The sequence below is a fragment of the Akkermansia muciniphila genome (assembly GCF_002884975.1).
Classification (GTDB): Bacteria; Verrucomicrobiota; Verrucomicrobiia; order Verrucomicrobiales; family Akkermansiaceae; genus Akkermansia; species Akkermansia muciniphila_C.
In genome coordinates, this window is sequence record NZ_PJKB01000001.1 from 746813 (window position 1) to 765298 (window position 18486).

Here is an 18486-nt window from a genome sequence, read left to right on the forward strand (position 1 = left end):
AAATTATTGGAATTGGGCAAGGAAGCGCACGTCGTTCTCAATCAGGGCGCGGATGTCCCGGATGCCCCAGCGGATCATGGCCAGGCGGTCCAGGCCGATGCCGAAGGCAAATCCGGTCAGCCCCGTGTAGCGGGCCTGCACGCCGGGTTCCAGCCCCAGTTCGCGGTCCACGGCTTCAAAGACATTCGGGTCCACCATGCCGCAGCCGGCGATCTCCACCCAGCGCGGTTCCTGGCCGTCCACCTTCAGCTTCACGTCAATTTCAAAGCTGGGTTCCGTGAACGGGAAGAAATGGGGGCGGAAGCGCACTTCCGTATCGGAGCCGAAGAGGGCGCGCAGGAAATATTCCAGCGTCCCTTTCAGGTCGCCCACGGAAACGTCCGTATCCACATACAGGCCTTCCAGCTGGTTGAAGGCGGAAAGGTGCGTGGCGTCAATCTCGTCACGGCGGTAGGCGGAGCCGGGGGAAATCACGCGCACGGGGGGCGTCTGCTTCTCCATGGAACGGATTTGCACGGTGGAGGTGTGCGTACGCAGCAGCTTGCCGGAATCAAAGTAAAACGTATCCTTCTCATTGCGGGCCGGATGGTCCTCCGGCGTATTCAGCGCGTCAAAGCAGTGGAACTCGTCCTCAATCTCCGGGCCGTCCGCCAGGGCAAAGCCCATGTGGCGCAGAATGCGGATGGCTTCATCCCGCACGATCGTGAGGGGATGCAGGCCGCCCGGCTGCAGGGAGCGGGCCGGAAGCGTCAGGTCAACGCCGGCCACGGCGGCCTTGTCCGCCAGGGCCTGCACTTCCTCCAGCTTGGCGTCCAGAGCTTCCGTAATGGCCTTGCGGGCCTCGTTAAGCAACTGGCCGACGGCGGGCTTTTCCTCCCTGGGAACGTCCTTCATGCCCGTCTGGGCCATGGTCAGTTCCCCTTTCTTGCCGAGGATGGCTACGCGCGCGTCTTCCACGCCGCGCCTGTCAGACACCTGGGCGATGCGCGCCAGGGCGTCCCGTTGAATGCGTACAATCTCTTCCTTCATAAAATTTGACGGGCAAGAGCTTACCCCTCCCCCCCGCCAGCGTCAAGCCCTTCGGAGGGCAGATCACAAAGTCATTGCACCTGATTTTGAAAAGATCAAACTTTCATTGTTTCCTTCATCATTGGAATCATATAGTACCTCTTATATTATTTTCCAAATAATATCACAATAAATTTATTTTTATTCAATATCTATCGGTGATATATGGATGGAAAACGATCATTAATTGGAAGATATATATCCTAATACAGTCAAACATAATCCAATGCACCATATTGCAACACACAAAAGAGGCAACCATGTACCAAGAAGAGAAACAACTTTAAAAGAACAATGTTTTCTCTCTTTTAAGCATTTATCTGTTACAGAGAATACATGATATTCATCAAGATTATGTAATATTTTAAGAACGATATCCAATTTTATGTAAATTCTGTAAACAGAAAACCACAATAACGATTGAATTATCACGCCAATAAGTAGTATCCATATGAGATTAGCATTGCTCCTTACTGTTACAGCTGCCATTAAAATTAATGAAAAAATAATGAAAAAATAGTTTAGTCTAGTACAAAATAAATTCTCCATAAACTCTCTTTCTTCATAAAAAGTCCAATCTCCATTTTCCCTTTGTTTTTCATAAAACCGAAGAAAATCGGCTTTGGAAAGAGTGGATGGTTCAAGTAGACAAGAAATACGCGTACTCATTTTTTGATTATCGTCTTTCATACAGTATTTTTCGTATCTCTTATTTAATAGCAAAGAAATATAATTTTTCAAGATAATTTTTTCTATTTCCCATAAAGTCGGAATAGATGAATCTAATTCATCAGGCCATAAATAGAAAGTTTGGAAATCTTTTAATAAAACAAAATATTACAGAAAAAATTATAAATGTAATAAAAAAACATTTATAAAGTCACTAATTTTCAATTAACAATTTACACATACCCCGGTTGGGCGGACATGCGGCCGGAAACCATGCCGAGCACGCAGAAAAAGGTGTAAACCAGTCCGAAGGTCAGGAAAGACCCACCCTGATGCAGAAAGGAGGTGAACAGCAAACTCAGGGCGGCGCCCATGGTAAAGCCGATGCCCTGGGCCATGCCGGAAAGCCTGATGGATTCCGAAGGAGTCCGGGCCCGTTCCACCATCAGAGCCATCCCGCGGCTGAACACGGTTCCCGTCGCCAGGCCGAACAGAATGGCCATCCAGAGGGCCCAGTCCAGCGGAAGATACAGGATGCCCCAGCAGGAGAGGGCCGCCAGCGCCATAGCCATCACGATGAGAAGGCCCCGGCCCCCCGTGGCTTTCTCCAGGGCATGCGCGGCGAGCGTGGCGGGAAGCTGGGCGAACATGGCCACGGAAAGGATGAAGCCGGCGTCCACGTAGCTCATGCCGCGCTGCCTCAGAAAGATGGGAATCCAGGTATAAAAGAAGTAGGCAGCCCCCACACGGCTTAAATAAAAGATGGTGACCTGCCATGCCTTGCTGCTGTGCAGCAGGTTGCGGCCGGAGGATTCAGGGTCGCGCGGGAGCACGCCGACGGGATGCTTGAGGAAATAGGCTCCCCACACCAGCATGCCCAGCAGGATGGGAATAATCCACACCCCCAGGCCGAAGCGCCATCCGCCCAGCATGTTGGAGATGGGAACGGACAGACCGGAGGCCACCGCGCTCCCTACCCCGATCATGGCGCTGTAAACGCCCATCATGGCGGAAGCGTGGCCCGGGAACTGGTGCTTGATCAGTCCGGGAATGGCCGCTCCGGCAATCCCCATGCCCAGCCCCATCAGGACCATGCCGCCATACAGGCCGGCCACGCCGTCCCAGCTGCGCCAGAAAATGCCGGCCACGGCCAGAAGCTGGAACCAGAAAATGATCTTCCACGGCGTCATCCAGCGCGCCACGCGCGGGGAAATGGGCGCCGCCACACCCAGGACAAACACGGGCAGCAGGGCGAACATCCCTGAATTTTCCAGGGAAAGCCCCATGTCCTTCTCAATCGTCCCCAACAGCGGATCCGGAGAATCAAACCCGGTGCGCAGGTTGAAACAAATGATTAAAAAGGCTACAAACAGCAGCATCTTTCCCTTCATGCTTCCGGAAGTTCCCGCCTTATCCATCCCATGTTATACAGTCCTGCCCCTAAACCCGTTCAAAAGTAAAAAACTTTTCAGGGAAACTGCCTGTCCGGCACAAAAGGAATGGCTATGGGAGCCGGAAGACCATTTTTATCCCTCCTTTTCCATTTTCCTTCACTTATAACGTAAAAACACCATCAGGGTTTAAAAAGAACACCTTACGCCTTTTTCTTATTTTTAATTCCTATAGGAATAAATGGAATTAAACTAAATTCCCTTGACGGTGAACTATTTCAGCATTAAAAACAGATATGCTTACTACATGCCCGTCCCCTGAAAAATGCCTCCAGTATGCCGACAAACTCCAGCGTTTCGGCATCAATTTCCTGAGAGTGGCCGTCTTCATTGTCTTCGCCTGGATTGGCGGACTCAAGGCCTTCCAGTATGAAGCGGACGGCATCGTCCCCTTCGTGGCCAACAGCCCGATGATGAGTTTCTTCTACAACAAGGAAGCTCCCGAATACAAGCAGCACATGAACAAGGAGGGGGCTGTGGTTCCGGCCAATATCGCCTGGCATAAGGAAAACAACACCTACGGCTTTTCCTACGGGCTGGGAACCCTGATCGTCACCATCGGAACGCTTGTGCTTCTGGGCATCTTTTTCCCGAAGGTAGGCGTCATCGGCGATTGCCTGCTCATCATCATGACCGCAGGCACCCTGTCCTTCCTGATTACCACCCCGGAGACGTGGGTGCCTAATCTGGGAGGCCCCAACCACGGCTTCCCCTACCTGTCCGGAGCGGGCCGCCTGGTCATCAAGGACATTGCCATGATGGCCGGGGGCGTCATCCTGCTGGGCACGGACTTCAAGCGCATTCTGAAGGCACGCCTTCACCGGGCCAAAGCCGGGGAATCCTGCTGCAAATAACAGTTCTTTCCGCCACTATCTCGTCCCTCACCGTCCCTGCCGAAAGCAGGGGCGGTTTTTTATGCGGTAAATGTTCCGCATAAAAAACCGCATGGCGCGCCGCAAGCCTTTGCGGCAAATGAAAGGGAATAAAAGCGTGGCCTGAGGCATGCATCCTTCCGGGGGCCTGCGGAGCTCCGGGCCCCGGCCTTCATCCGACCGGAAGCAGAAGGACAGAATGCCCCCGCTCCGCTAAATTTCTCCCGGCAGGGAAAGCCTCCCATGAAAAAGCGCCGCCGTTCCGGAGAACGGCGGCGCCCGAACACGCTAACCTCTTAAGTTGTTATTTGGCGGGACGCTTGCCGTACGCCAGCGTACGCTTGCCATCCCAGGAAACGGCTTCAATCCGGGTGGAGCCCTCCGGATAGGGAACCGTGGTGGAGGAGTTATCCTTGGAATCAGTTCCCACCATGGTGATGCGGACCATTTCCTTATCCTTGTAGGTTTCAAAGACGGCGGCGTTTTTCCACACGTCATGGGAAATGATGCGGCGGTTTCCTTTTTCCGTGATGCCCTGGTTGTAGGCGCCCCGGACGGGAAGGCGGTTCTTGTACGCCTCCACGCTGTTGACGGAAAGGTAGTAAATGACGGGGCTTTCCGGCTTCTTGTACTTCCTGGCGTAGGCAATCAGGTTCTTGCAGTCGGACTCCGTGATGGTCATCCGGGCGCAGGTGTAGTCGTCCAGTTCCTCGTCAATCGGCTTGAGCATGCCGGTTTTCTGGAAAAAGTCCGTCAGGTCCTGCCTGGAAACGTCACAGGCGTTCTTCATGAAAGCGAGCTGGAGCTCCCCATCCTTCTTGCCCTTGGTGTCCATCTTGATGGCCTTGTAGAAAATGTCCGGATAAAAGTCCGGATTGCCCTTCCCGGCTACCTTGAAATACAGCTCAAGCTGCCAAAGCGGGGCCAGCTTGACAAAGTGGTCGTGCACCATGGGGCGGTTATCCCCGCCGGAACGCTTGTCCGGGCCTGCCTGGAGGAGCCAGTTTTCCCCCTTCAGGATGCCGTTGTTCAGGTAGGCGTTGAAGCGGCCGCCGATCATGTTGCCGTCCCCTCCGTTGATGCGTTCATGCTCCAGGCGCATGCTGGTGGGGTTCAGCATGTAATTCACGTAGGCGGAGTAAATGTTGTTGGTCACTTCCCCGGTGGACACCCACTTCATGGCAGGGCGTACCTGGTTCACGTGGCCGAATTCATGGGCAATGCCCCAGGCGCTGCCGGGAATCTTGTCCGGATTGCCCACTTCCCCCATCGTGCCGTTATGGAAGGCGGCGCCCGTGCCGTCCGCGTGCATGAAGCCGTTCCAGATTACGCGGCCGAACATCCGGTTTTTAGGCAGCATCTTATACTTGTACAGGCCCATGATCTGCTGCTCCATGCCAATGATTTTGTCGTACAGGGCGATAAGTTCCTCTCCCTTGTCCGGGCAGAATTTTTTGAGCTCCTCCACCGGATATACCAGATGGACGCGGCTGCCCACGATGTCCACGACTTCCGTGGGGGAATTTTCCAGCATTTTCTTCCAGTCGCTGTTCTTGCTCACGCCGCCCACGAACACGCCGTTCACCTTGCCGGACGGAATGGACAGATGCACCTTGGGAGCCTTCTTATAGTTGGGCGTGAAGTATTCCACGTAGCCCAGCCCCTTGTTCTTCGCCTTGATGATATTGACTCCCTCCTTGAGGGGATAGGAGCTGCGGCCCCCGTCGCGCCCGAAGTTATGGATGACCAGGTTCAGCTTTTCTCCCTTGGGGTCTCCCATGACCAGCAGCACATCCTCCCCCTCCTCAAAAAAGATGCCGGTGGGGTTTTCAAACTTGCTGTACTGGCTGGTGCGCAGGCGGTCCGCCAGGTCCTTCACCGGTTCATACGGTTCCGCCGTGATGGCGCGCGCCTTGCGGTCATATTTTTTCTCCGCCATCTGCCGCGCGAGCCCGCGCACGAAGGGATCCTTGATCTTCGCAATGCGGTCGCGCGTGACATTGGGCTTCAGCGCCAGCATGAATTCATTGGTGAAGACGTTGGAATCCAGCGCCTTCAGGCCCGCTTCCGTAATCGGAACGGACCCGGTTTCCTGGGCGGAAAGCATACCGCCGCCCAGCATGCCGCAGAGGGCCAGCAAAAGGGCCCCCCTTTTCAAAAAGGGTGAAAGGATCATGTTTATAAAACTATACTGATCAGTTTCCTGAATTGTTTCAAGGAAAAATCCTCCGGTGGCAACATGGCCGGAAAAAGGCCGTTTTTGTGACATGGGGTGTTCCTGCCACCGCTTAAAAACTGTCCATCCCCTTGACGAGGTCCCTATAATGGCACCCGCAACACATTTTTCCACATGAATACAGAAACACATCCATTTCAGGCGGAAGTCCGGCAGCTGCTGGACATTGTCATCAATGCCCTTTACAGCGACCGTGAAATCTTTGTACGGGAGCTCGTTTCCAACGCCTCCGACGCCCTGGAGAAGCTGCGCTTGAAACAACTGACGGATTCCAACATCTACCAGCCGGACAAGCCCCTGGAAATCACCATCACCACGGACAAGGAGAACAAGACCATCACCATCGCGGATACCGGGATAGGCATGACGGAGGCGGACCTGGTGGAAAACCTGGGGACCATCGCCCATTCCGGCACCAAGAAGTTCATGGAGGCCCTCAAGCAGAAGCAGGAAGGCGGCGCGGACCTGATCGGCCAGTTCGGCGTGGGGTTCTACAGCTCCTTCATGGTGGCGGACCAGGTGGAGGTTTTCACCCATTCCTATGAACCGGAGGCAGCCTCCCTGCGCTGGACCTCCAACGGGAGGGAAGGCTACAGCATTGAAACGCTGGACGAACCTCTGGACCGCGGCACCCGCATCGTCATCCACCTGAAGGATGAGTATGAGGAGTTTTCCCAGGAATACCGCGTGAAGGAGCTTCTGCGCCGTTATTCCAACTTCGTGGGCTTTCCGATCAATTTCAACGGGGAGCACATCAACACTGTCCAGGCCATCTGGTCCAAGTCCAAGTCCGATGTGAAGCCGGAGGAATATGACGAGTTCTACCAGTTCATTTCCCACACGGATGAAAAGCCCATGTCCTACATGCATTTCAGCGCGGACGCTCCCATTGTGCTGAATGCCCTGCTCTTCATCCCCAAGAGGAATCCGGAGATGTTCGGCTTCGGCCGCGTGGACGCCAACGTGTCCCTGTACTGCAAGCGCGTGCTGATTGACGCCAAGCCGGAAGGCCTGCTCCCGGAATGGCTGCGCTTCCTGAACGGCGTGGTGGACAGCGAGGACCTGCCCCTGAACATTTCCCGTGAAATGCTCCAGGACAATTCCCTGGTGCGCAAGATCAGCGACATCATCACCAAGCGCTTCATCAAGCACCTGGACAAACTTGCCAGGGACGAAAAAGAAACCTACAAGGAATTCTACGGCCAGTTTTCTCGCTACCTGAAGGAAGGGGTGGTCACCTCCTGGCCGAACAAGGAATCCCTGGGCAAGCTGCTCCGTTTTGAATCCACCGCCACGGATGCGGGGGAAACAACCTCCTTTGAGGAATACATCACCCGCATGAAGGAAGGGCAGACCGCCATTTACGCGCTCACCGGCCCCTCCCGCTCCCATCTGGAAAACAGCCCGTATCTGGAAGCCTTCAAGGCCCGCGGATATGAGGTGGCCTTTTTCACGGACCACGGGGACGAATTCGTGCTGGATTCCCTGTCCAGCGTGGACGGCAAGCCCGTCACGATGATTGACCGCGCGGACGTGGAACTGCCGGAGCTGGAGGAAGAACAGAAGGACGCCCTTCCCCAGGAGGAAGCCACCGCCCTGGAAGAATGGATGAAGGAACTGTATCCGGAAAAATTCTCCAAGGTGACGCTGGGCAAGCGCCTGGTCAGCGGTCCCGCCGTAGCCCTCCAGACCGGAAATGACATGGGGCCGGAAATGCGGGCGTACATGAAGGCCATGGGGCAGGAAATTCCTGAAAGCCATCCCCAGCTGGAACTGAACCCCTCCAACCCGCTGGTGAAAAAACTCTCCGCCCTGAGGACGGAAAATCCGGAACTGGCCCAGATGGTGGCGGACCAGATCGCGAACACCGCCCTGCTCCGCGCCGGCATGCTGGACGATCCCGCCGTGCTGGCCCAGTCCTCCCAGGCCCTGATGGAGCAGCTTCTGCTGAAGTAGGTTCCGGCAGAAAAACGGCCTTCTTTTAAAAGCCGCTCCCTGCCGGGGGCGGCTTTTCCTTTTACCTCCCGCCATGAACGCCTTCCACCGCACGCCCCGGCACTTCCTCTTCCTGAAACTGGCCTACCAGTCCGGCATGTGCCTGCTGGCCCTGGTGGCCGTGACGCTGGCCGCCATTGACCTGACATCCGAGGCCGCCGAATGGGAAGTCACGGCGGACCGGGTCATTTACTGGATTTTCGTCCTGGATTACGCCGTCCGTTTCTCCTTCAGTCCGCATAAATGGACTTTTATGAAGGAGCACGTCTGGGACCTGCTGGCCATCATCCCCTTTGACGTTCTGTTCCGGCTGTTCCGGTTCGCCTCGCTTGGGGAAATCCTGCGGCTCGCCAGGTATTTGGACCTGTTCTCCTACGCCATGAGGTTCACCACGCGCATCAGGCGTTTTTTCAACACGAACGGGTTCAAGTATATCTGCATCGCCGCCCTGGTCATCATCCTGCTGGGAGCCGTAGGCATCCACCTGGCGGAGGGGATGAGCCTGCCCAACGGCATCTGGTGGTCCTTCGTCACGGCCACCACCGTGGGCTACGGGGACACCTATCCGGTCACCACTCCCGGAAAGTTCCTGGCCGTGTTCCTGATGCTCACGGGCATCGGCTTCGTGGGAACGCTGACCAGCACCATCACCTCCTTCTTCCTGCATCCCCATGCGGGAGAACCCATGCCGTACAGGGAGGAGGAGATTGAAGCCATCAAGAAGAAGCTGGACGGCCTGTCCTCCATGACGGACGAGGACATAGACACCATGGCAGCCCTGCTGAAAATCCTGCGGGACGCTCCGCAATCATCCTCCCCTCCGGAGCAGGCCCCCCCTGCTGCCAGTTCCGGCGCCTTATCACAAAAACCGGAATGACCCGGATGCCGGACGGAGCGCCGAACGCCTCCTGCGCTCATCCCTTCTTTTTGCCGCAAGACTGACAAAAATCCGTCTGGCATTGCACGGGCAAAGGCGGACAATCCCTCCGTACCGGGGCAGCGTGCCGCCCCTCTCCTTTTTCCAACCTCTCCGCCTTTCTCCATCATGCCAGTTACCAGCCCCCCCCGCGCCTGGGCCGAAATCGACCTCGGGGCCATCCGCCATAACCTGAACGTCGTCAAGCAGGCGGCCAAGGGCGAGTTTTACATGCCCGTGGTCAAGGCCGGGGCCTACGGCCACGGGCTGGAACAGGTCTGCCGCACCCTGGATTCGGAAGGCATCGCCTTCTTCGGAGTAGCCAATGTGGGAGAGGCGCGGCGCATCAGCCAGGCGGGGTGCCGCACCAGGCCCTACATCCTGGGCCCCTCCTTTCCGGAGGAGCGGGAGGAAATAGTGCTGAACGGCTGGCGTTCCTTCATCTCCACCATGGAGGAGGCCGTGCATTACAATTCCCTGGCGCGGCTCTATGGAAAGACGCTCCCCATCCATATTTCCGTGGATACGGGCATGGGCCGCGGCGGCTTTCTGCCGGACCAGCTTGAAGAATTGCTCTCCCGCCTGGGGGAACTGGACAGCCTGTACATGGAAGGGCTGGGCGCGCACCTGCCCTGTGCGGATGAGGACCGGGCGCTGACGCTGAAGCAGATTGCCCGCTTTGAAGAGATGGCCGCCCGCATCCGGGAAAAACTGCCCCTGAAGTACTGCCACCTGGCCAACAGCGCCGCCTCCCTGGATTATGAGATTCCCTCCAACAATATGTGCCGCCCCGGCCTGGTGTTGTACGGCTTTTCCCCCATTCCCTCCCCATGGGCCGCGCAGTTGAAGCCGGCCATGGCCCTGTTCTCCCGCCTGACGGTGGCGCGCACGCTGCCGGAGGGGCACGGCATTTCCTACGGAGGCACCTTTGTAACGGACCATCCCACCAGGGTGGCTACCGTGGGCATAGGCTATGCGGACGGCTACCTGCGCTCCCTGGCGCACAAGGGCGCCCGCGTGATGGTGGACGGCGTCTCCTGCCCGCTGCTGGGGCGCGTGACGATGGACCAGATCATGGTGGACGTGAGCGGCGTTCCCCATCCGGAACCGGGCATGGCCGTGGAGATCATGGGACCAAACATTCCCGTGACGGAACTGGCGGAAAAAGCCGGTACCATTTCCTGGGAAATCTTCACCGGAATCGGTCCCCGCGTGCCGCGCCATTACAGCTACTGAGGCGCCTGACGGAGAAGCGGTTCGCGCTGTCCGTTTATTCCGCGCGGTGCCTTCATTCCCGATTGACGCGCAGCCTTAAATATCGTTTATTTAGCGCAATATGATGAAGGTTTCCACCAGAGGACGCTATGCACTGCGCCTGATGATTGATCTTGCCCAGCATAATGACGACGGCTACATCTCCCTGAAGGAGATTTCCGCCAGGCAGGACATCACCGTACGGTATCTGGAACAAATTATCGCCATCCTGCTGAAAGCGGGCTTTGTTCAAAGTTTCCGGGGCAAGTCCGGCGGCTACCGCCTGTCCCGGCACCCGCGGGAATACACCACGGAAGAGATTCTGAAACTGACGGAAGGCTCCCTTCTCCCCATCTCCTGCACGGCGGCTCCGGAAAGCCCGTGTCCGCGCGCGGCAAGCTGCGCCACACTGCCCTTCTGGCGTGGGCTCCAGCAGGTTATTGAGAATTACCTCCACCGGGTCACGCTGGAAGACCTGATGGAACAGCAGAAGGAGATAGGCTGCGATTACGGCGCAGGCATTTAACCGGCTCCAGGCGGCCCGGAACGTTTTTTCACATCACCCGGCTTTAGCCGCATGTCCCACTTTCCCCACCCGGCGCTTGACATCTTCTCTTCCTTTAACTATCTATTCCCTACTTTCCCGATAGGAATATAAAAAATATGAATAAGAATTATCGCTTTGAAACGCGCCAGATCCACGTGGGCCAGGAAAATCCGGACCCGGCCACGGATGCCCGCGCCGTGCCGATCTACGCCACCACTTCCTATGTCTTCAAGGATTCCGAACAGGCGGCAGCCCGTTTTGCCCTGGCGGAACCGGGAAATATCTACAACCGCCTGATGAACCCCACGGCAGATGTGCTTGAAAAGCGCATCGCCGCCCTGGAAGGGGGCATAGGTGCGCTGGCCGTGGCCACCGGAGCGGCTGCCGTCACTTACGCCGTCCAGAACATCGCGCGCGCCGGAGACCACATCGTTTCCGCCGCCAACGTATACGGAGGCACCTATAACCTGTTTGCCAATACGCTTGCCGAATCCGGCATTGAAACCACCTTCGTGGACGGCAGCGATCCGGACAATTTTGCCAAGGCCATCCGGGAAAATACCAAGCTCCTGTATGTGGAGAGCCTGGACAACCCGAATTCCAACGTTGCGGACATCGAGGCTCTGGCGGAAGTGGCGCACGCCCACGGCATTCCCCTCATTGTGGACAACACCTTTGCTTCTCCCTACCTGTTCCGCCCGCTGGAACACGGAGCGGACGTGGTGGTGCATTCCGCCACCAAATTCATCGGCGGCCATGGTACGGCCATGGGCGGCGTGATTGTGGACGGCGGCAAGTTCGACTGGACGCAGAACGATAAATTCCCGGGCATCAGCCAGCCCAACCCGAACTGCCACGGCGCCGTGCTGGCGGACATCTGCGGCCCTGCGGCCTACATCACGAAAATCCGCATCACCCTGCTGAGGGATACGGGCGCCACCATCAGCCCGTTCAACTCCTTCCTGCTGCTCCAGGGGCTGGAAACCCTCTCCCTGCGGGTGGAACGCCATGTACAGAACGCCCTGCGCGTGGTGGACTATCTGGCCGCGCATCCCCAGGTGGACAAGGTGAACCATCCCTCCCTCCCGGATCATCCGAACCACGAACTTTACCGGAGATACTACCCGAACGGCGGCGGCTCCATCTTCACCGTGGAAATCAAGGGTGGCGCGGAAAAGGCTCGCAAGTTCTGCGAAAGCCTGGAATTATTTTCCCTGCTCGCGAATGTGGCGGACGTGAAGTCCCTGGTGATTCACCCGGCTTCCACCACCCACTCCCAGATGACGGAAGAGGAGCTCAGGGGAGCCGGCATCGCGCCCTCCACGGTGCGGCTTTCCATCGGCACGGAACATATTGACGACATCCTTGAGGATCTGGAACACGGGTTCCGCTCCATTCTCTAACAGTTTAACGGCAACAACGCTCTTATTTTTTAAAGCCATGAAAATTTACGGTAATATTACGGAACTGATCGGCGGCACTCCGCTGCTTGAACTGACCAATTACGAACACAAAAACGGCCTGAACGCCACCATTCTGGCCAAGCTGGAATACCTCAACCCCGCCGGCAGCGTGAAAGACCGCATTGCCCGGGCCATGATTGACGCTGCGGAAGCCTCCGGAGCCCTGAAACCGGATTCCGTCATCATTGAGCCCACCAGCGGGAACACGGGCATCGGCCTGGCGGCGGTGGCCGCCTCCCGCGGATACCGCATCATCCTGACCATGCCTGAAACGATGAGCGTGGAACGCCGCAACCTGCTGAAGGCCTACGGCGCGGAACTGGTGCTGACGGACGGCGCGCTGGGCATGAAGGGAGCCATTGCCAAGGCGGAGGAACTGGCCGCAGGACTGCCCAACAGCTTCATCCCCGGCCAGTTCGTCAACCCGGCCAACCCGGAAGTTCATTTCCGCACCACCGGACCGGAAATCTGGAACGACACGGACGGCAAGGTGGATATCTTCGTGGCGGGCATCGGCACCGGAGGCACAATCACGGGCGTGGGCAAGTACCTCAAATCCCGCAACCCGGAAATCCGGATCGTGGCCGTGGAGCCGTCCGCCTCCCCCGTGCTGACCCAGGGGACCGCCGGCCCCCACAAGATTCAGGGCATTGGCGCGGGCTTCGTGCCGGAAACGCTGGATACCTCCGTGTATGATGAAGTCATCACCGTCACCAATGAAGACGCCTTCGCCACCGGCAAGGAGCTGGCGCGCACGGACGGCGTGCTGACGGGCATTTCCTCCGGAGCGGCGCTCTGGGCCACCACGAGGCTGGCGGAACGCCCGGAAAACGCGGGCAAGACCATCGTGGTCCTGCTGCCGGACACGGGGGACCGCTACCTCTCCACCCCCCTGTTCACAGACTAATCCTTCCCATTCCGTTACCATGAAAGAATTCAACCTCCATCTCTACCTGGTCACTGATGAAGCGGCCAAATGCCGCCACAGCCTTCTGGAAACCGTCCAGAGGGCGGTGGACGGCGGCGTCACCATCGTGCAGTACCGCTCCACCAATCCGGACGCGGGCACCTGCTACCGGGAAGCCCTGCCCATCCGGGACTTCCTGGCGTCCCGCGGCGTCCCTTTCATCGTCAACAACCGCATTGACCTGGCCCTGGCGCTGGACGCGGACGGCGTCCACATCGGCCAGCGCGATCTTCCTGTTCCTGCCGTCAGGGCCATGATTGGCCCGGACAGGATTCTGGGGCTTTCCGTCTCCAACGCGGACCAGCTCCGCGCCGTAGACGCCGCCCTGGTGGACTACCTGGGCATGGGGCCTGTCTTTCCCACCATCTCCAAGCTGAACGCGCCGCCCGTGCTGGGCGTGGACGGCTTCACCGCCCTGGCCTCACAGTCACCCCTGCCCGTCGTCGCTATTGGCGGGCTGGACGTGGAGCGCGCCCGTCTGGTGCGCTCCACGGGAGCGGCGGGCGGCATTGCCGCCGTCTCCGCCATTTGCGGAGCGGAAGACCCGGAAGCCGCCGCACGGGCGCTGGCCTGACCGTCCGCCCTGCGGAAATAACGGGACACCAAGTATCCTTCATGCCATGCCTTCATCAACTGACCTCGTCCATGCCGTCTCCGCCGATCTGGAAAAAATCCGGGAGGCGGCCCCATTGGTTCTCTCTCTGACCAATTCCGTTGTCCAGCCCCTGACGGCCAACCTGCTGCTGGCCGCAGGAGCCGTTCCCGCCATGCTCAACGATGCGGAGGAAGCCGTGGAAATGCTCCGTGGCGGAACAGGCGCCCTGCTGGTCAACCTGGGCACCGTGACGCGCGAACAGGGAACCGTCATGCAGACGGCGGTGCAGGAAGCCAACCGGCTGGGCATTCCCTGGGTGCTGGACCCTGTGGCCGTGGGGGCTCTTTCCCTGCGCACACGGCTGGCTGAGCAGTTGAAGGAAAGGCGGCCCCGCATCATCCGCGGGAACGCCTCTGAAATCATGGCCCTGGCCGGCTATTCCTCCGTCACGAAAGGCCCGGAAAGCACCAGCTCCAGCGCAGACGCCCTGCAGGCGGCCAGAGAACTGGCCCTGCACACGGGGGCGGCTGTCCTCGTCACGGGCCGCACGGACTATTCCACGGACGGCCGCCAGGTCATTGCCACGGAAAACGGACATGCCATGATGTCCCGCGTCACGGGAGTGGGCTGTTCCATGGGCGCGCTGGCCGCCGCCTGCGCCGCCGTCTCCCCTTCCCCTCTCCAGGCTGCCGTCTCCACGGCCGTATTGATGGGCATTGCGGGGGAAATGGCCTTTGAACAAAGCCCTGTTCCGGGCTCTTTTGCCGTCTCCCTGCTGGACAACCTGTACACCCTTTCTCCGGAAGAAATTGCCCGGAGAGCGCGCATTCTTCCTCTTTAAACCGTTACGCATCCACCCCGGAACCGGGGAAAAGCAGCGCGCCGCACTCCCTCCGGAATACGGCGCGCTGAATTTACAGGCCTTTTTTATTTGTTCCGCGGAACGGAACGGCGCAGGAACACCGCGCCCAGCGCAGCCATCAGCAGCATGCAGGAAGAGGGTTCAGGCACGGGAGCTGGCGCCGTAGCCGTAAACGCCGGTGCTATGGCTGAAGAAGCTTCCGGGGCCGCATTCGGCGTCCACACCATGCTCATTTCCTTGGAATCCTCGTTCTTCTGGAGGCTCCACTGGCCGTACGCCGCGTAATCCCCGGCGGCGGACGCATCCAGCGTGAAATTACCCGTCAGGGTCGCGTTCGCTCCCCCTTCAATGAAGTTCAGGATGTGGGAGGTTCCCCAGAAACCGGTGGAATAGTCAAGGCTCAACGCCGCCAGCTTCAGTTTGGCTCCCGCGTCAATCTGGAAGACGCCGGACTGGAGCATCAGGCTGTTGCACGCCAGCTCGCCCCCTGCGGAACCGCCCATGGTCAAGGTCAGTTCAAACACAGCCCCGGCTTCCATGACCGTGTTTCCGGACAAGGTGGCGGAACCGGAAAGGATGCCTCCGTTCTTCACCAGAATATTATTCCCCAGGCTGACCGTGCCCGCATCCGTCCCCAAGCCTCCCAGTACCAGGCAGCCACCGGAATTGACCGTCGCCATCCCCGTCCCGAGAGCCTGGTTGGAGGCCGCTGCCAGCGTTCCCCCATTGACGGACGTTCCGCCGGAATAGGTATTCTTTCCGGATAAGACCATGATCCCCTCTCCTGTCTTGGCAACGGAGCCCTTTGCTCCGGAGTAATTGACGATGTTGGCTGATACTTTTAAATCCGCCTCCGCCGTGCCGCGCTCCACCGCAAAGACAGCAGGACTGCCTCCCCTCAGCTTGACATTGACCGTCCTGATTTCCGAGGCCCTGTCCGCCGCCCTTACCTGGAAAACGGTATCCGTCCAGACCTCCATGCTTCCCTTCGCCACGCCGTCCAGCGTCCCTCCTGCCAGGGTGACGGTCATGTTCCGGAAAGTCTGGTTCCTGGTATCATTCTGGAACAGGGTTCCTCCGTTAATTTCCACATGGCTGACGCAGGTCTCATTTCCCGAATTGCCGAAACAGTCCACCCCGCGCAGGGAAACCGTTGCGCCCCGGTTGATAACCAGCCCTCCGCGGATGATACCTTCCTCACCTCCTGAAATAAGCATCAGCGTTCCTTCATTGACCGTAGTTCCTCCGGTATAAGCCTGGCGTTTCTGCACGGCGAGCATTCCGGAACCGTTTTTCACGAGGCGGCCCGTCCCGGATATTTGCAAATTAACGGAGCCGGCGCGGGGGGAATTGAAAGCGAGAGTTCCATTGTTGACAATCGTTCCCGTACCCAGGGAACCGTCTTTTTCCCCGTCACCCACGGCGAGCGTCCCCGCATCAATGACGGTACCTCCGGAATAGGAATTGGCCCCGGTCAGCACCAGCGTTCCTTCCCCGGTTTTCACAAGAGAGCCGGTTCCTGAAATAACGCCGGATTCCGTCGCGGAACCGGAGTCCACTTCCGCCCTCATGACGGCCCTGGAACCGGATAGAGCCACGTTCCCGCTGTGACTGCCGCCGGAAAGAATGGCATACGTCCCTCCGTCCGCCACGTTCACGGAAGATCCAACTTCCGCATGGCCTCCCGCCGTGAACCGCGCACCGCTCTCCACATTCACCGTTCCGGTGGCAAAGAGGGCCGTCTCCCAGTCGTTCTCATCCACATAGCCGCCCGCGTGCAGGGCATGCACCCCGGCTACCTTCACCTCACCTCCCTGCACCGTCCACGTCCCGGTATTGAGAATATGCCCGGACAGGTTCCAGACGGAACCTTCTCCCGTGACGGGCGCGTACACCACATGAAGCTGGCCGTCCTTCAAGGCCCCTCCGTCCATGAAGCCTCCAAGATAGTCCTGCGCCCCGTTCCCCGTAAACGTGAATGTCACGGCGGTATTCGCACGGAAATTGCCGAAGCAGGCTCCGGAATCCAGATGCGTGATGGTATTCAGCGTCAAATTATGCCCGTACATGTCCACCACGCCCCCGCGGTGGCCGAAGATGAACTCCCCGGACACTTGGTTTTCCCCGGCAAGGCGCACCATTACTCCGCCCCCGTTCAGCTTCACGTTACGGGCCGCGTAGCCGTCCCTGTCCAGAATCAGATTTCCGCCGCCGCCCACGTTGATGTCCGCCGCATTGTTCCCGTGGCCGCTGACGATCAAATCGCCTTCCCCAATCTTCCTCCACTCGTCTCCGGAGGCTCCGGTCAGCAAGGTGGTGACCGCAGCTCCCTTGTTCACCACAAAGCCCGCCGTATTCAGGCGGCGGGAAGAATCGCCCCCGTCGCTCAGCACGTAATCGCGGTTGAAGGTGAGGGAACCCGCTCCGGTATCCACGGACCCCTGGAGCACGATTGTGCCGCCGGAGCCGTCAAAAATCAGATTATTGCAGGCGTTCAACTGCTCATTTGTAGCTTGTGTACCTTTCGTGGAGGTATCCCCGCGTAATCCGGCCGCCAATCCGGTGTAATCCGTAGTCACGCCTCCCTGCACAAAGGTCCCGTTGCCGTCCGCATCCGTCACGTTCCACAGTACGTCACCGCTCGCCGCAACGCTTATGGTACGGTTGAAGCTGTCCACGTAATCGCTGGCCCACTGGTTGCCGGAACGCATCTGGGTAAACTGTCCATACCCGCTTCCACTGGCAGACTGTGCCGCACCTACCCACTCCCACTTGCCGGAATTCTCATTGTACACATAGCACGGGCTTCCACTATCCCCTGACAATCCACCGGAAGGCAATGGATTGGACTCCGAAGGCTTCTTGAAATTGTACCAGAACCGGTAAGCCGGATAGGTCTTGGCATTTTCTGGGTCCGGCTCTCCTGTTCCCGGAGCGCTGGCCTGCCCCTCAAAAACAAGGGTTCCTCCGGTCAAATAGCCATAAGAGGCATCAATCTTTTCCTGTTTGCCGTTTCCTGTGGCGACAGCCTGAACTCCGGAACCAGCTCTCATGACCAGCCTCCCTTTCATGTTGTCCAGGTATTCCGGGTCAGTCAGGTAAGGTGCGTATTCCGCCTCCGTCACGATCTTGCTCAATCGCTGCACACGGTAGTCGTATGTCAAATCGGACTTATCACCCCATGCATCCTTTCTCGTAACGCTGCGGTAGGAATCGTAAAAAGGAGTTCCTTGCTTGGCACCGAAACGAACCGTAAAGGAAACGAAATGGTTATAATAATCATGTGATACGGTGGCGATGAAGCCGGGACCGCCCACCAGCGCGGCCTCCCCGATATGGGCATCCGCCACGCCGTCAAAATTCATCATTTGGGGGATAGTTCCCACGTAATCGCCATTCTTGTCGTAGATGGCGACGTCTTTGGCATTCACGTCAAAAATGCCCCGGTTTTCCGCGAAATCACGGTAGGTCTGAACATCAAACGAGTCAGACATCAACCCGCCATAGGCGGGAGTGAGGAGGCAGGCCGCCCCCAGCAGCCCGGAATAATGATGAACATTCATAAGAAATTGAAATTAAGTTATGATTAAA

General features: G+C 58.1%; 14 protein-coding genes. 9 read left to right on the forward strand and 5 right to left on the reverse strand.

Annotation, left to right across the window (positions count from 1 at the left end; all coding sequences use genetic code 11):
* Positions 1-3: 3 nt before the first annotated feature.
* From pheS to CXU21_RS03140, 3 genes are all read right to left on the reverse strand, one after another.
* A complete protein-coding gene (gene pheS, locus CXU21_RS03135) occupies positions 4-1029 on the reverse strand; it encodes a phenylalanine--tRNA ligase subunit alpha (protein WP_102715891.1) in 1026 nt (341 codons plus the stop codon).
* A 222-nt stretch (positions 1030-1251) separates the two neighbouring features.
* The gene (locus tag CXU21_RS12090; RefSeq protein ID WP_146016934.1) at positions 1252-1758 is read right to left on the reverse strand and encodes a hypothetical protein; all 507 of its coding nucleotides are present in this window, start codon (positions 1756-1758) and stop codon (positions 1252-1254) included.
* Positions 1759-1970: 212 nt separating this feature from the next.
* Positions 1971-3128: a CynX/NimT family MFS transporter gene (locus CXU21_RS03140; RefSeq protein WP_180972543.1), complete on the reverse strand. Its 1158-nt coding sequence runs from the start codon at positions 3126-3128 to the stop codon at positions 1971-1973.
* A gap of 296 nt (positions 3129-3424) precedes the next feature.
* On the opposite strand from CXU21_RS03140, the gene CXU21_RS03145 reads away from it, so the two are divergent.
* A complete protein-coding gene (locus tag CXU21_RS03145) occupies positions 3425-4042 on the forward strand; it encodes a DUF417 family protein (RefSeq protein ID WP_102715887.1) in 618 nt (205 codons plus the stop codon).
* A gap of 322 nt (positions 4043-4364) precedes the next feature.
* Here CXU21_RS03145 and CXU21_RS03150 read toward each other — a convergent pair whose 3' ends face one another.
* Positions 4365-6236, reverse strand: a complete 1872-nt coding sequence (locus CXU21_RS03150) for a M60 family metallopeptidase (protein WP_180972603.1) — start codon at positions 6234-6236, stop codon at positions 4365-4367.
* 174 nt (positions 6237-6410) lie between these two features.
* Here CXU21_RS03150 and htpG point away from each other — a divergent pair, with 174 nt between their 5' ends.
* The 8 genes from htpG (at position 6411) to thiM (ending at position 14874) form a co-directional block, all read left to right on the forward strand.
* The gene (htpG, locus tag CXU21_RS03155; RefSeq protein ID WP_102715883.1) at positions 6411-8252 is read left to right on the forward strand and encodes a molecular chaperone HtpG; all 1842 of its coding nucleotides are present in this window, start codon (positions 6411-6413) and stop codon (positions 8250-8252) included.
* A gap of 73 nt (positions 8253-8325) precedes the next feature.
* Positions 8326-9168 (forward strand): potassium channel family protein, encoded by an 843-nt coding sequence (locus tag CXU21_RS03160; RefSeq protein ID WP_102725024.1) that lies wholly within the window; start codon positions 8326-8328, stop codon positions 9166-9168.
* A gap of 168 nt (positions 9169-9336) precedes the next feature.
* Positions 9337-10443, forward strand: a complete 1107-nt coding sequence (alr, locus tag CXU21_RS03165) for an alanine racemase (protein ID WP_102725025.1) — start codon at positions 9337-9339, stop codon at positions 10441-10443.
* Positions 10444-10546: 103 nt separating this feature from the next.
* Complete coding sequence (locus CXU21_RS03170) at positions 10547-10987, forward strand: RrF2 family transcriptional regulator (protein ID WP_102715877.1); 441 nt, start codon at positions 10547-10549, stop codon at positions 10985-10987.
* A 137-nt stretch (positions 10988-11124) separates the two neighbouring features.
* On the forward strand, positions 11125-12411 hold the full coding sequence (locus CXU21_RS03175) for an O-acetylhomoserine aminocarboxypropyltransferase/cysteine synthase family protein (RefSeq protein WP_102715875.1): 1287 nt from the start codon (positions 11125-11127) through the stop codon (positions 12409-12411).
* Positions 12412-12448: 37 nt separating this feature from the next.
* The gene (cysK, locus tag CXU21_RS03180; RefSeq protein WP_102725026.1) at positions 12449-13378 is read left to right on the forward strand and encodes a cysteine synthase A; all 930 of its coding nucleotides are present in this window, start codon (positions 12449-12451) and stop codon (positions 13376-13378) included.
* Between the two features lie 19 nt (positions 13379-13397).
* On the forward strand, positions 13398-14012 hold the full coding sequence (thiE, locus tag CXU21_RS03185) for a thiamine phosphate synthase (RefSeq protein ID WP_102725027.1): 615 nt from the start codon (positions 13398-13400) through the stop codon (positions 14010-14012).
* Between the two features lie 46 nt (positions 14013-14058).
* The gene (gene thiM / locus CXU21_RS03190) at positions 14059-14874 is read left to right on the forward strand and encodes a hydroxyethylthiazole kinase (protein WP_102725028.1); all 816 of its coding nucleotides are present in this window, start codon (positions 14059-14061) and stop codon (positions 14872-14874) included.
* An 86-nt stretch (positions 14875-14960) separates the two neighbouring features.
* Here thiM and CXU21_RS03195 read toward each other — a convergent pair whose 3' ends face one another.
* Positions 14961-18458 (reverse strand): S6 family peptidase, encoded by a 3498-nt coding sequence (locus tag CXU21_RS03195; protein WP_102725029.1) that lies wholly within the window; start codon positions 18456-18458, stop codon positions 14961-14963.
* Between the last annotated feature and the right edge of the window lie 28 nt (positions 18459-18486).